This window comes from Bacillus sp. AFS023182 (assembly GCF_002560575.1).
Classification (GTDB): Bacteria; Bacillota; Bacilli; order Bacillales; family Bacillaceae_G; genus Bacillus_A; species Bacillus_A arachidis.
On the sequence record NZ_NTRO01000099.1, the window covers coordinates 1 to 14390 of the forward strand.

Genomic DNA, 14390 nt, shown 5'->3' on the forward strand with positions numbered 1-14390 from the left:
GCGGTTCCACTGGTGGTTTTGTATCGCCCGGCTCCGTTGGTGGTTCCACTGGTGGCTTTGTATCTCCTGGATCCGTTGGCGGTTCCACTGGTGGCTTTGTATCTCCTGGATCTGTTGGTGGTTCCACTGGTGGTTTTGTATCTCCCGGATCCGTTGGCGGTTCTACTGGTGGTTTTGNNGGCTCTGTTGGTGGTTCTACAATCGCATCTGGTTGTTTCTCCGTTGGAGCCACATCTACAATGCTTGCTAGTGATAAGTCTGTATTTTGATCACCAAATGCAAATTGGTCACCTTTAACTGCTACTTGCGGACTTCCATCTGTAATAACTGCAATCACATTATCCTTCGTTGTATCATGAATGGTTTCATCTGAAGTTTCTCTGTCAAATAAAGCTAGAGCACGGGAAGTTGTTTCATCCCCATTTTGAAGATTACTTACAATTGCCTTATCTTTATAATTTACTTTGTTTTTATCAATATCTAGGACATATGCAACATCTTTGTCCTGACTTTTTATCGCATTTTCTGTCATTGTTTCAAAATCTTTTCTATTTATATCTTCTTTCTTTTCTTCTGGTTTATTTTTATCAGCTTTTTTGGTTATAGCTGGCTTACTTTTTGTTGTTTCCTGACTTCCAAACCAACTACAACCAGCGCTACCTAGTAACAACGAACCACCTACAGCTACAATTCCCATCTGTTTAAAAAATTTATGATAGTTTAAAGGCATAACGTTTCTTCCCCCTTTAGATTTCGCTTAATTCCTTATCAATTTTTTCGATTTTTGCTTTCTTTTCTTCTTCACTAAGAGTGGATTGCCCCACGTCCTTTTTTTGCAACTCTTTTACCTCTTTCATAAGAGTTTTATTTCCTTGTGTTTTTGCAAAGGCAAAGCAATCATCAAATTTTTTCTGATTCACATAGGCTTCAGCTACAAGCTTTTCACGTCTACCATCCATATTGACCTTTGTTTTTAATCGAATCACATCTTTATATTTTTTATTAAGTGCCGCCTTTTCAAAATCAATCACATCGTTTTTAACGTCAATTTCATTTATTTTTTTTATATTGTCGATTCCGATATAGTAAGCTACAACACTCTCTGCAAATTTCGCTTCATACTGTATGGCCTTAGTTGCCTTTCCGCTTAATAAATAAGAGAATAAGACTGCTTTTTGACTCTCTTTATCTAACCCTTTATAGTCCAATTTCTCAAACTCTTGAATTGCCTTTGGATATTGCTGAATAGAAGCTTGTTGAAGTCCTTTCACTAAATGCGTATCCGGCTGATCGGTTCTTGCTTCAACTGAATTCGTTGGGACAGTATATAAGGAAAAAACACTTATAGCTCCTACTACAATCCCGCTAACCGCTCCTCCGATAATTTGGAATAGATGTTTTTTATTCTTGTTTCTTTTTTCTAAGGTAAGCTCTTCGTTAACATGTTGTTTCTCTCTAGCTCTGTTGTTTTCTTTTGGTTCCTTTACCTCTTTAGGTGGAGCAATCTCTTGCAAAAATCCTTCAATATCTTGTTTCATCAGTTCTAACAGCTCTTCTTTTTGTTCCTCTTGTTCCTCATCCATTTCCATGGCAGACAGTTTATTTTCTACATGTTCATACAAATGTGAAGCATAACCAGCTCCTAGAGACAATGTCCCTGCATACAACTCATTGTCTTGATCTAAAATATGAAAATCTACATGGACAATATTTTCTTGTTCCTGTAAGGCTTTTTCGAGTTGGTACGAAATCTTACAAGCATCCTGCAACGACATCTTTTGAAAACTTTTAATCTCTGGTATTGTGCTTTTGGTAAACATGACTTCTAACATAAATTGTGTCCTCCTCCCCTTTCTAGCGCTCTACATTGGCATATAAAAAGAAGCTATACAGTCGCATAGCTTCTTTGTCAAAACGAATTTCATTGTATCTTCACATCCAAAAGAACAAAATAGATCCAAATTTGATATTACTATTAATGCCTTCTGCTAATCCCTTTGCACCCATTACAATAACTAACCCTACAGCCGCTCCAATAAACCAGCCCTTACTCTGGTGTCTACCTCGTTCTCCACCCCAGATCAGATAGTAACCACCAATACAAAATGCGATAGCCGCACTAACGAGTCCCAAGCGTTGCGCCCAGGCTAATACTGATTCCCCTGTACTAACTAGGCTAGACATGCCGTCTCCCGCACCTAAAATCAAGTTATTTAATTTAAACATATCCTACACTCTCCTTATATTTGTGTTATACAACTTCACTTGACTGAGAAAGATCCACCGGACGTTCAGGTGCCCTACTAGAACCTTTTTCTTCTTCTACAAATAGAGTGAGTGCTTCTAATATTAATTCTTGATTTCCTTCAATGAACTGTTGATGTTGTGCATGGAGCCAATTTTGATAACTTTCTCCTTTGACCTTTAATAACTTTTCGACCAAGTCCCGTGATTTCTTTAAATCACGTTGTGTAACAGTTGGAATAGACAATTTATTACACCGCCTCTCTATCCATTTATTTATTGATGTACATTTCCTTCATATTACGTACAAACACATCTAATTCTTTTTCTAACTCCGATGGTTTGTATTTATCTAATGCAAGTTGCTTTTTAAGCTTCCCTTTTTGATAATAAGCTAAAGTTTCACCATTCTGTTCTAAACCATAAAATTCTTGACTTTTGTCTACGTCAAATCCCGAATGATTACTATCTAATTCCTTACCGTTTACATTATTATTCTTTAATGCTTTTTGAACTTGATTCATATAGCCCACTCGATCCTCTTTACGGAAAGAATACATTACAAATCCAGTTCCATCCTGTGACATAAATTTTTTCATCTCTTGAGGGCTTAGTTCTTCAAGTTCTCCTTTCTTGCTATTTGAGAATACCAGTGTGGAACCAATCCCTAAGATTGCAACCAATGCAACAATAACGGCGATGATTTTTGATTTTCGAGTCATACTTTGACCTCCCTATTATTATTAAACAAGCGATTTTGGAGTCTACTGAGAGTTCAATTTGTATCTCCACATCTGGTTATTATTATAGCAAGAATATTGGGAAAATATTGATTAATTACCATTTCTGGCTGATATGGTAAACCCTATATTGGCATGCATATGAACATTCATCCCGACCGAACTTCATAAGCCCAATACTGCACAACGTTTTGGCATGTACGTAGAACCTTGTGTATCTACTATTTTTGTGTTCATCGCTTCTTCAGAATGTCTCACTGGGATATTCCTCACGATTACTAACTCCTACAGATGATGGATACACCGTATTTTTCCCGTGGTCACAGGTGTGTTTTAAGTATCCACACACCGAACTTAGAAATCGTATACCCACCCCTTCTAGTGACCGTTTCGAAAGAGGGCACGCATGTGGAATTTTCAAAGGACAGTTGTGCTTCGATAAGGAAAAACTTTCGTTTTGAACGTCTATAAAAACAGTTACGAAATTGTTGGTTTTTCCATTATCATCGGATAAATCTATCTATCTCAGCACACTCCAAAACCGCTTGTTTTCTCGAAAATCATCTTATTTCCGTCGTTGGCACACAGTCGTCAATTCATCATCCTGGTTTCTTCTCTTGGCAATTACTTTTTGCTTTTCATCCATGACTGAACGGACACGGTAATAGATCTCTGCAACCCTTTCAATGTTTCCTGTTGTATGTTCTATCGCTACCGCTCCTTTTAACTGATACACTTTGCCATCGAATGTTTTGACACTTTGTGCACGTGACGACGATATATCATAGAATGCAAGTCTCTGCTCTTTTCCCATGTCTATCGCCTCCTTCGTAAAGGGAAGGACTTAAAATCCCCCCTTTCATCTTGTATAGTTTTCTATCCATCTATATATCGAAAATGATTGTGAAATCCCTAAAACCCTGATAAGATTCTTCTTTTTTGAAAGGTAAGACTATGCTAGAACCGTTGTCTGACATGAGGTAGTAATTCGGTTTGCTCCATGTTTTCCGTATATACGTTGTAAAACGGAATGAGATTCTACTACGATGGAAGTTCGAATATTATAGGTAGCACTTTTCTTTAAAAACTGCTCCATATGAGGGATGGGGTAAAGATTGAATTGATAAAATACTAGATGTATCGGTCTAATTTTCTTCTTCTCTGTTAGAAAATGAAGATAATGAGATAACGCTTCTCCTCGATCTTCATAGGTACTATTACTTGTATCTATGCTGATATACGTGACAACCTTTTGATGATCTTCATAATCTAAAGAAACTGTTTCGCTTAACAAATCATACTTTACAATGCGATAGCCTTGTTTTAATTTCTGTTGATGTGTATCTTTGTAAAATTGACCCGTGGGATCAAAAATGAAGATAAATCTCTGTTCTGCTTTTCTTACCCCCTCTATTACTGTTTGATACGCCTCTTGGGACGCTCTAATTACATCTACACCCTTTTTCTCACGATTCGAACTCTTCATTGCCTGTAGAAGCCCTGAGCACCTTTGAATGACTCCTAGCATGTCTTTCTCTCCTTTCATACTTTAAATTATTGAGCTTTTTTGCGGTTCCTTACTGCAAATACAGCTCCAATTGCGCCAAGTACGACACATACAATTCCAATCCATTTTATGTATGGATTTTCAGCTTTACCGCCAGTTGTAGGAAGATTATTTTCTACTTTCTTTGGTGTTTGTTCTTGTTGTGGTTGTGTAATGATTTTATGTGGTGTCTCTGGTTGTGGTGTAACTGATTGTTCCGTTACTTTTGGTTGTTCTGGTGTCTGTGGTTGTGGTGTTTCTGGATGTTCCGGTTTTTGTGGAGTCTCTGGTGTAGGTGGTGTCGGTTTCTTTTCATCCTTTACTGTATGTTTGATAATTTGGCCGTCCTCTTTTATTTCGAAACGGAATGTTTCTTCGTTAATTAAATATCCGTCTGGCGCAATCGTTTCACGGTATGTGTACTCTCCAGCCGGAAGTTTTTCAAATGTTGCAATCCCCTCTTTATTTGTCTTACCTTTCACGACTTCCTTTCCTTGCTCATCATAGATTGTGAACTCTGCTCCTGGGAGTTTATTATTCCCTTTAGCTACGTCCACCTTTGTAATGATAAGAGAACCTGTGATTTGCTTATTTTTAGCCGTTAATGTAAGTGTTTTGTCATTCTCAGAGATGTTAAAAGGAATTGGATCTTTCGAAAGAACATATCCCTTTGGCGCTTGCTTTTCGACAAACTGATATGACCCAAACGGTACATTCGTAACTTCAATCATGCCGTTTTTATCTGTTTTGTGTTCGCTAATTTTCTTTCCTTTGCTATCTTGAAGGATGAATGTTGCTCCTTCTAATTTCTTATCTGGATTTTCTGCATCCACCTTAAGAAGTTTCACATTTCCTTTTACTTCTTTGTTTTCCACTGTGAAAGTAAGTGTCTTCCCTTGTTCTTTTATTTGGAATGGATACTTTGTTTTGTTTAAAATATGTCCTTCCACACCTTTTGTCTCGACAAAGTAGTAATCTCCGTAAGGAAGATCTTTTACTTGGGCAATTCCTTTCTCATTTGTAGTGGTCTTGGTGATTTCTTTTTCGCCTTGATACACAGTGAACTCTACGCCTGGAAGAACTTTCCCACTATCACTCAATTTCTTAATCTCGATATTCCCTTTTACTTTTGCATTTTCTACTGTGATGGTTGCAACTTCACCAGTCTTCACTTCAAGTATTTGAGGTTTATTATTCACTACATAGCCAGTAGGAGCTTTTACTTCTTTTAAAGTATACTTCCCAGCTTCTAAACCAGAAAGGCTCGCTGTCCCCTCCTCATTGGTAGTAATCGTGCCTACCTTTTCGTTTGCACTGTTGAAAACTTCAAATACAGCACCTTGTAACACTTCTTTTTTCTCACCTACTTTTACAACCTTCAATCCACCAAGGGATTTCCAGTATACTTGTAGATCAGTACTTACTTTTTCCTCATTTCTTTCTAATAAGACCGTTGCATCTTGCACCTTATCAGTACCTTTGTAAGCTACTGCATGCAATTTAGAAAGGTTAGAGGATACTTTCAAGGAAAACGTACCACTTGGAGAGGATTTTGGTACCAGAATACGGAATTGTTCTCCTAAGTTGAACTGTTGTTTCTCTTCTCCTTTTGTTGAAACAACTTTTGTTCCATTTGGTGCATTGGATAGTTGTACCGTAAATACACCGTTCTTTGCATTACTTTCTACTTGATAGGTTGTCGTCTCAAAGTACTCACCGTTTAATTTTGCTTCTTGATTGTCTGTTGGTGTTACATTCATGTACAGTTCTTGTGTTTCTTGACTTGTATTCGCTCCATCAATGATGGTCTTTACTGCTTTTGCAACACCTGCATCTCGATGCTCAATTTTGTCGATATCAATTTGCCCTAATGCCGCCCAAACAGAAATTTGTGTTGCATAATGCGCCTCTTTCCAGCTAGCAACACCTAGTTCTTCTGGACTCTTTTGTGGATATCCATTTAGAAGAACACGGTACACAATATCATTTGTGCGCCCCATCTCTGGAAGATCATTGCCATCGGGACTGAGTTTTCCATACGTTAAGCAATACGCAATTTGACCATTTGTATTCTTCAATAATTCTGTCCGCAGTTCTTTCCCGTACATGGGGCTATAACTCCAATTCATTTCATATTTCTCACGATTAATGACTTCAGCACTCGCCTTTGTCAGTGGAAATACAAAATTCAGAACAACTAGAAGCATACTCATAGCAATGAGTATCATTTGATACGATCGTTTCAACATGACTAACAGCTCCCTCATATGATATGCAGTTTTCAAAGAACTAAAATCAGAATTTTCAGATTTAAAAGCTAAAAAAATAAAAATAAAATTGTACCTTTTCTTCATTACTGATTTACAATATAAATGTATAATTGTGTAACGCTAAGAAATGTTTCATTCTAATTTTGCTCTATAGTACGTAGCAAAAAATACTTTTTCAATGGGTTCATTAAAGAGATCAGCAAGAACTTTTGCACGTTTCTCGATAAGTCCCTTTTTACCAGTTTCAATATGATATAGAGTTTTTACAGGTATGTCAGAGGCCTCAGATACCTCTTGAATTGTATGACCTTTTGATTCCCTAATATAGCGTAACACGGTCAATTTCTCACCCCCTTAATTACATTCTATTCTCCTAAAAGTAGAATGTCAATCCTTTTGGGAAAGTTTTTTATCCTAAAGGTGAATATTTTCCACTTAAAGAGAAAAATATTATCCCAAAAGAAAATACGATGATTGGAGTGAAATAGATGATACAAAATTATTTTGGAGAAAATGTTAGAATCCTAAGAACACTTAAAGGATTAAGTATGAAAGAACTTGGTGATGTTCTAGGAGTCGCTAGTAGCACTATTTCCAATTGGGAAAACAACAGAAAAGAACCAAATTTTGAAATGCTTCAAAAAATCTCTATCTATTTTAATACAAGTACGGACCGACTCCTAAATAATAAAATTGGTGATAGTGAAGTGCTTACAACTGAAGATCGAAAAATTATTGTAGAGCGTTTAGCTAAAGATTTATATGAGAGTTATAAGAGCATTCCAGATAAAGATAAACCACTATTAGAAAATGAATTAATTGAATACGCTAAATATTTAACTCATAGAATTGAAACTAAAAACAAATTGAAAAACAATTAAAACACGCTATTGCTCTTGGAAACTTTCAATTAAAAGTAATAATTCACGATAAGTTTCTAAAATTTGTTTGTCCTTATCAATCATCTCATTAAACCATTCTTGATTAAAATTCATTTTGTGTTCCTCCCGTATTTTACTTAATTATTTATGTTTTTAATTGGCACGAAATTTTTCTGTTATTAAATAGTGAACCACTCTTAAAAAGTACGAAAGACGCTACTTGTTAGTAGCGTCTTTTTCATTTAAACGGCTCATCCGCCTCCGGGATCAACCTTCATATTCATAACATATTTATTTGTCTCTAGTGATTTTGCATGTTGTGATTCTTCTGTTTCTGATTGAAAAAACGATGTCAATATCATTACAGTATATAACGTAACGACAAAGTATTTATTCACTTGACTTCACCTCTTCTTTTAATAGCTCATTCTTGACATATTGCGAGTAAAATATATTACCTGTTAATTCGAAATATTCCAAGGATTTCTTTAATCCTATTATATCATTATTTACTTTAGAAAACGAATACTGCTGAAAAGCGGTAAATTCCTTTCCATATTTCCTCAATCCCTCGTATAATTTTATTCCTTTTTCCCAATCACCATGCATACACTCATAAAATGCTTCTTCAGATGTATGAATAAGATCAAACCTAATTTTATCTAGATTTATACCGTTTTCTATATACAAGTGTGCTAGCGTAGTATGAAAGGCAAGATATTTTTGTGTTTTTTGTGGGACTTCTATATTTTCACATAAAGAAATCGCCCTTTTAATGTACTTTTCAGCTGTATACGGGCATTCAAATATAAAACTTTCCCCTAAGCAACACCAGGCTGTGGCCTTAATTATAGAAATATCCATCTCAGAATCTAAAATTTCATAACATGTATTCCGACACCTTTCTAGATCATTTCTCATTAAGTATATATAAGCTAACCGTTCTTTATATTTCATTTGTAAACACTGCTTAATATAGTCCTGTTTTATCTCTTTTAAGTTAGCTTCCATACGATCAGCATGTGGAATAATAGCATTGTAATTTTGCTTATCATACATGGCTTCCATATACAAAATATTCAAGGCCGCTTGACAATCGGTATCTGATGAAAAATCTTTTGCATAAATTTCATCAAGAAGTTGTTGTCCTCTTGCAATATTTTGATTTCTCTTATTTTGAATCTTATAAACAGCTAAATACTTCTTTAATCCCTTTGTCTCAGCATGTTCTTCTATAATTTTTTTTATTAAATCGTATTCACCCATTGCTTGGCAATAGCATAATGCCTTCCGTACATTTAATGGAGTTTTACATAGAAGAATATATTCATGAATCATTTGTCTTTTCTCTTCAGGACTATCGCAAATGGACTGAATTAGCTTTAAGAATACTTCAAATTTAAACTCATCTGTTTTACATTGAAGCCCGTTATCAATCGTAGTTTTACTGCTGCCAATTTCCTTTGCAAGTTTCCTACTACTTATTTTCTTGTCCACTTTAAGCTTCAACAATTTTTTCATTAAATTCTCCAATGTAATTCCCCCTTCCAAGCACAAGATACATTATCCAATATTAATTACAGAAAAAAGTTCTTAATTATGGTATAACACTCTGACATATTCTTGTAAGCTAATAAATTGCTATTGTAATTGGGCAATCGACACTTTGATATCAATATACAGTCAAAGTAACGAAGATTTGTCTTGTCATTATGTTTAAACTTAATATCGCTTCCTCATAAATTATATAATTAGAATTATTTTAACATGAAGCCCTTATAGTTATGTATACACCACCTATCTTAAAAATGTTTCTAATTATATTACTGAAAATTCAGTTATTTTTAACCAAAAAAATCACTTCCTACGAACCATATTTTAATAAAGAATTAGCATGGATTTTCACACAGGGGATAACAAAACCTACCTAAGGGGATTTATATTATATTGATAACAATATAATATAAAAAGAAAGATTGTATTTTTTAGAGAGAAATGATTTTAAAAGATATATAAACAAAAAAAACCCACTACACTCAGTTTTAGATTGGTTCCTGTCGCCAAACTAGATACCAATTTAAAACTCCAAGAATAGTATGGGTCTTATTTCACATTTTTAAATGTTCACTTATAGTTAGAATTATACCATAAGGTGCATATAATGTGAATAAGAACCTCTATTTTTTCATGTTTTTTCTGTGTGTGTTTAGTGGGAAAATAGGAGGTTTTTTTGTGTTACTTCAAAACTTTTTGCTCAGTCGAGCAAAGGCCGAATTAAGTCCCCGAATCAAACACTTATCCAAAACACCTGGGGCTATTAATCAAGCAATCAAGAAAGTTACTACTTATATTGATAATATTGTCCTAGAATGTGAAGGTGTTACTACAAAAGATTACCTTACACCACGAAAATTTGAAGCTTTAGAAACAGTTTTATCATACTTGGTACAAGAAGGATATTCTCAAGTAAAACAAGAGCATATCAGCAAAAAAACAGGTATTTCAAAGCCAATTATTAACTACGTTTTTAATTGGTTACAAGACCTGGGAGTGTGCCAACAAGTCAAAGTACGAAGACATGGTAAAATTGCCCCTTCAATTTACATTTTAACTCTACATAACAATTACTTAAAAATCATTGAATATTTCAAGGTGAAATGGGCTGTAGCAATTGATGTATGCTCTACTTTCACTAAATTTCTGAGTGAGAAACTCTTTAAGAAAAATTTTGTAGCCAATCACGAAGATATAAAAAATGATATACAAGTCTCGTCTAATTCTGTAGATATTTTCAGTGTAAACAAACAAGAAAAATCAAATACAGATTGTAAATTAAAAGAAAAGACTAACAGATTACAAGATTTAGACGACTATCTTAGTGAGGATCAGAAAAAGGCTTATTACTACATTTTAAGTCAAGAGTTAAATCACCTTAGTGAAAAAGATGCATACACAATTGCTTTAAGGATGCCACCTTATATCGATCGCTATGCTAGATGGGATTTTGAAGAATGTGTAAAATGGTTTCAATACAATAAAGCTCAAAATAGCAATCCTGCACATTTTATAAAAATGTTTGGGCAAAAGTCTAAACAAAACTGGGAAAGAAGAAATCAGAACGCATTAAAAAAGAAATCCCTACATGGTACAAATAAAAAAAGAGAATTTGTTTTCTATAATTTTTTAGAAGAAAGTAATTAAATTTAAAAAACCATATTAGCATGTAGCCTTGCTTAAAAAAATCAAACATAGCAAGGCTATTTGTCATATCCTCTTATAATCGCTCATAAACTTTTTATTTTCCGACACATGAAACTTCAAAATACAAATCATATTATGGAACCTTTCTATGAAGTTCTGGGCGATTTACGTATACAATTAGCCTTAATCTACTTACTGCTAATTCATCATTGACTATCAAATTAAATTTGAAATTTACTAAGAGAAAATCCTAAATAGCTTGCCAGAGTAAGTTTAAATGCATCATAATTTATTCTAATGTTTTTATTGGTTTTACTTTTTAAAACAAGATTTATTTAATATAGCATTCTGAAATGCTTTCTATTTTGTCTAATTTTAGGAAATCCGATTCAACTTACAAAATATATAAATAGTTTTGTAGATGCCTGTTATTGGCTTCCCTAAAATCTGATAAAATTCTATTTATTTCAAATTGAATCCATGGGGATACTTCCCCTTCTCCCCACTTCTATATAGTATTATAAGAATATCACGAGCTATTGAATGCATTCTAAAAAGATGGGCCATACTAAAAAACGTAAACTATTAAATAGAGCTTTGTAACATTATTTCTCTTTAAGATTAAATACCTCTAATACTTTGTAAAATTTTACAATACCCTATAATTTATTTTAAGAGCCAAAAATTTTATTAGAAGTATCCCTATTTTAAATTGAGTATTATTATTTACTAGTAAAACGCTATTTAAACGCATAGCGTTCAATACCCCTCATTAACTTTCTATATATTTTAGATTAAAAGAATATTAACTAGATACTAATTCTATTAATGAAAGCTTTGATTCTTGCACATATATCTAGTAAAATTCTTATATTGGAAACAAACTTTTAATAATAAAATTTCAAGTCATTCTTTAATTATTGTATTGTCTAATAAATATTTTCCACTTCCAAAGGTGAACGTTATCAAAACGGGGAGTCTTTATAATTTAATTAACATTAATACTAGATACATAGACTAATCTAGTACACAAGTATTTGCACAGGAAACATTTTAAAGGTAGCGAAGCCTCTTTACCTAGTGGCCCAATAAAAATTTTTATTATTAGAGGAATGATCCTTCTAATAAAGAAAGAATATCTAGCACACAAATATTGGAGGTGTGAAGTTTGGAATATGGATATTTTGCACAAGAAGTAGCAAAGCAACTGGATATAAACACTAATACACTTCGCAGATGGTCAATTGAACTAGAAAAAATGGAGTATATATTTGAAAGAAATGAACGTAACCAACGAATTTATTATGAAAATGATATAGATATTTTAAAACAAATGAAGGAATACCTAAATCAAAACTGGAAATTAGAAGAGGCCGCTACACGAAGCATGGAGACAAACGAAGAAAACGTCCCGAAAACGGATAGCGTTCAGGAAGAAAATGAAACTGAAGTAACACTTCAGAAACGTTCACAAACAGATATTTCATTAATCCAAGATAAGTTTTCCTATATGTTTAACCAACAAGAAAAAATCGTACAACAAAACCAAGATATTATTAATTTATTATTACAAGAACGCTCAGAAAAGGAAGAAAAGGATTCACAAATTCAGTTACTACAGGAAAAACTGGATAAAGCTATTCAATTGTTAAATGAGGATCGTCAAGAACAACAAGATAACAGTAAAAAAACGTTCATTCAACGTTTATTTAATCGAAACTAATTGGACGATGCAGTTTCTATCAAATACATTTCTAATTTATAAAAAAGCGGTAATTACCGCTTTTTTTATTTTTTTAACTCATCTTCACAATGCTAAATATACATTTTTAAACGGAGTTCCTCTTCTGTCTGTTTTTAATACCTATTTAACTTCGAAATTAAAACATATATTTAATAATATACATCAAACTAACACTCATCAAAAGTTCATATACTTTTTACTAAGTTTCATACATACCGTCTAAGTATAATGAAGAGAAGCTAACTTGATTTAAATTATTATATTATTAATTAACAAAACCCCAAGAATTTCTGTCATTTCCTCAACCTGATCCCAATCACTTTTCTTAATTTAAACAAATCCAAGTCATCTTAATCCTTGATATTAAAAGGGAGAACGCACCATAAACGCCTAGCGTTCATGATGAATTTCAGTGTGCATATACTTAAATTCTATATAGTTATTCCTCAATTCAAGTTTAAATTTGATCTTGTATAAAATTTAGAGTATTGCTTTCAATATTATTGCGCTTTAAGGCCATTCCATTGTGACAACAGTTATATATTTCTTTAGCCTTGCCTATGAATCTCAAAGATCCTCAGTATTAATATCAATGTCTTGATCATATTTTTCAAAAGTTAGCAAAATATTTTTTATCGATTTTTGGGGAAGCTTGGTTAAGTTCTGTAATTCCCTAACTTTTCAATAACTTCATATTATAGAACTAAAGTAAGGATGCCTTAACACCTTACAGCAATGAGTTTAACGGTTTATGAACGCATGGCGTTCGCATCTTTATAAAGTGTTAATTTAACGCTTTATAAGCGCTCATCCTATATTCTTTTTAATCTTGTTGTAATGAAATTATATATTGAATACTTAAATTATACTTCTTTATTACAAATACAGAATAATTGCTTATTTTAAATGAAACTACAAAGTTAAAATAACCTGCCCCTAAATTTCACAAACAAAGCGTTCTTGATCGTCAACTTCCAGCGTTATCACCATATCTTTTATCATTCCCTATAAACGATCTTAGTATATGACCTCTCAAAAACTCATAAACGTTGATATAAAAGGGTAATCGCTACAAAAACGGATAGCGTTCACGTGATTTTAAACACTAAAATAACACTTTGATAACGTTTATATTATAAGAGATTTAGATACATTCTCTAAAACATCAAATTCTCTTGAAAATATTAAACTTTCAAATCCGACTAACTACTTTATTTGCTAAAAAGTGAATTTCAGCTTAGATAATTGAGTTGGATCATATACAAAGTTCTCCTCTAATTAATGCTTTCATTTTTACTTTTTGAACACTATTGCTTAAGCGGTCTATCAGTTAGTACTTTAGACCTAAAGAGTCCTTCTGAATATTATTATGTAAACTGCGAACTCCCATTATATACATGAATTAAAGAAAGCAACACATTCTAAATTAATCTATTTAATATTTTACTTGCTCTATAGAATTACACCACAAAGAACCAACTTATAATTCTTAATCTACAAAGCTCATCACACAAATTAATATGTAAAATAAGTTGTGGTTACCAAAATACAGACGTTAAAAATCTAAGCTTCTTGTAACACATTTTACAATAGAGATTTTAACGCAAGACCAAATCTTAGAAACAAAGCTATTTATCTTTTAACTGTAGTAAAGTAACTATAAAAATAACCCACTAAATTAGAACTCTCACACTTCAAACAGTCCAGGAGGATGTTAGGTGGTGAGTATTTCAATCGAAATATACACCACGTGAATCATTCGTA

Annotated in this window: 13 protein-coding genes; 3 read left to right on the forward strand and 10 right to left on the reverse strand. The window is 33.2% G+C overall.

Going from position 1 to position 14390, the window contains the following annotated elements; genetic code table 11:
• Positions 1-746: 746 nt before the first annotated feature.
• The 8 genes from CN288_RS26345 to CN288_RS26380 all read right to left on the reverse strand — a co-directional run bounded on the left by CN288_RS26345 (position 747) and on the right by CN288_RS26380 (position 7142).
• Entirely contained in the window at positions 747-1832 is a 1086-nt protein-coding gene (locus CN288_RS26345; protein ID WP_098303485.1) for an LPD25 domain-containing protein, read from the reverse strand.
• Between the two features lie 100 nt (positions 1833-1932).
• Positions 1933-2226 (reverse strand): hypothetical protein, encoded by a 294-nt coding sequence (locus tag CN288_RS26350; RefSeq protein WP_098303486.1) that lies wholly within the window; start codon positions 2224-2226, stop codon positions 1933-1935.
• Between the two features lie 25 nt (positions 2227-2251).
• Entirely contained in the window at positions 2252-2491 is a 240-nt protein-coding gene (locus CN288_RS26355; protein ID WP_098303487.1) for a hypothetical protein, read from the reverse strand.
• Positions 2492-2516: 25 nt separating this feature from the next.
• On the reverse strand, positions 2517-2966 hold the full coding sequence (locus CN288_RS26360; RefSeq protein ID WP_098303488.1) for a hypothetical protein: 450 nt from the start codon (positions 2964-2966) through the stop codon (positions 2517-2519).
• 583 nt (positions 2967-3549) lie between these two features.
• A complete protein-coding gene (locus CN288_RS26365) occupies positions 3550-3798 on the reverse strand; it encodes a hypothetical protein (protein WP_098303489.1) in 249 nt (82 codons plus the stop codon).
• Between the two features lie 138 nt (positions 3799-3936).
• Positions 3937-4512 (reverse strand): type IV secretory system conjugative DNA transfer family protein, encoded by a 576-nt coding sequence (locus CN288_RS26370; protein WP_098303490.1) that lies wholly within the window; start codon positions 4510-4512, stop codon positions 3937-3939.
• Between the two features lie 26 nt (positions 4513-4538).
• Positions 4539-6779, reverse strand: a complete 2241-nt coding sequence (locus tag CN288_RS26375) for a thioester domain-containing protein (RefSeq protein WP_098303491.1) — start codon at positions 6777-6779, stop codon at positions 4539-4541.
• A gap of 153 nt (positions 6780-6932) precedes the next feature.
• Positions 6933-7142, reverse strand: a complete 210-nt coding sequence (locus tag CN288_RS26380) for a helix-turn-helix transcriptional regulator (protein WP_098303492.1) — start codon at positions 7140-7142, stop codon at positions 6933-6935.
• A gap of 146 nt (positions 7143-7288) precedes the next feature.
• On the opposite strand from CN288_RS26380, the gene CN288_RS26385 reads away from it, so the two are divergent.
• Positions 7289-7681 carry a helix-turn-helix domain-containing protein gene (locus tag CN288_RS26385; RefSeq protein WP_098303493.1) on the forward strand — a complete coding sequence of 131 codons (393 nt, stop codon included), beginning with the start codon at positions 7289-7291 and terminating at the stop codon, positions 7679-7681.
• Between the two features lie 251 nt (positions 7682-7932).
• On the opposite strand, the gene CN288_RS29135 is transcribed toward CN288_RS26385, so the two are convergent.
• Positions 7933-8079: a hypothetical protein gene (locus CN288_RS29135; RefSeq protein ID WP_176527746.1), complete on the reverse strand. Its 147-nt coding sequence runs from the start codon at positions 8077-8079 to the stop codon at positions 7933-7935.
• Complete coding sequence (locus tag CN288_RS26390; protein ID WP_098303515.1) at positions 8072-9202, reverse strand: AimR family lysis-lysogeny pheromone receptor; 1131 nt, start codon at positions 9200-9202, stop codon at positions 8072-8074. Before CN288_RS26390 ends, CN288_RS29135 begins: the two co-directional genes overlap by 8 nt.
• 711 nt (positions 9203-9913) lie before the next feature.
• Here CN288_RS26390 and CN288_RS26395 point away from each other — a divergent pair.
• Together CN288_RS26395 and CN288_RS26400 are read left to right on the forward strand one after the other, a co-directional pair.
• Positions 9914-10882, forward strand: coding sequence for a Replicase RepFR55 (locus tag CN288_RS26395; RefSeq protein ID WP_098303494.1), 969 nt, complete (start codon positions 9914-9916; stop codon positions 10880-10882).
• A gap of 1168 nt (positions 10883-12050) precedes the next feature.
• On the forward strand, positions 12051-12605 hold the full coding sequence (locus CN288_RS26400; RefSeq protein ID WP_098303495.1) for a MerR family transcriptional regulator: 555 nt from the start codon (positions 12051-12053) through the stop codon (positions 12603-12605).
• Positions 12606-14390: the final 1785 nt, after the last annotated feature.

Bases quoted from the DNA above. Each gene is read 5' to 3' on its own strand.
- CN288_RS26370 (WP_098303490.1), bottom strand. From the start codon at position 4,512: ATGCTAGGAGTCATTCAAAGGTGCTCAGGGCTTCTACAGGCAATGAAG.
- CN288_RS26365 (WP_098303489.1), bottom strand. From the start codon at position 3,798: ATGGGAAAAGAGCAGAGACTTGCATTCTATGATATATCGTCGTCACGT.
- CN288_RS26350 (WP_098303486.1), bottom strand. From the start codon at position 2,226: ATGTTTAAATTAAATAACTTGATTTTAGGTGCGGGAGACGGCATGTCT.
- CN288_RS26390 (WP_098303515.1), bottom strand. From the start codon at position 9,202: ATGAAAAAATTGTTGAAGCTTAAAGTGGACAAGAAAATAAGTAGTAGG.
- CN288_RS26345 (WP_098303485.1), bottom strand. From the start codon at position 1,832: ATGTTAGAAGTCATGTTTACCAAAAGCACAATACCAGAGATTAAAAGT.
- CN288_RS26375 (WP_098303491.1), bottom strand. From the start codon at position 6,779: ATGTTGAAACGATCGTATCAAATGATACTCATTGCTATGAGTATGCTT.
- CN288_RS26360 (WP_098303488.1), bottom strand. From the start codon at position 2,966: ATGACTCGAAAATCAAAAATCATCGCCGTTATTGTTGCATTGGTTGCA.
- CN288_RS26385 (WP_098303493.1), top strand. From the start codon at position 7,289: ATGATACAAAATTATTTTGGAGAAAATGTTAGAATCCTAAGAACACTT.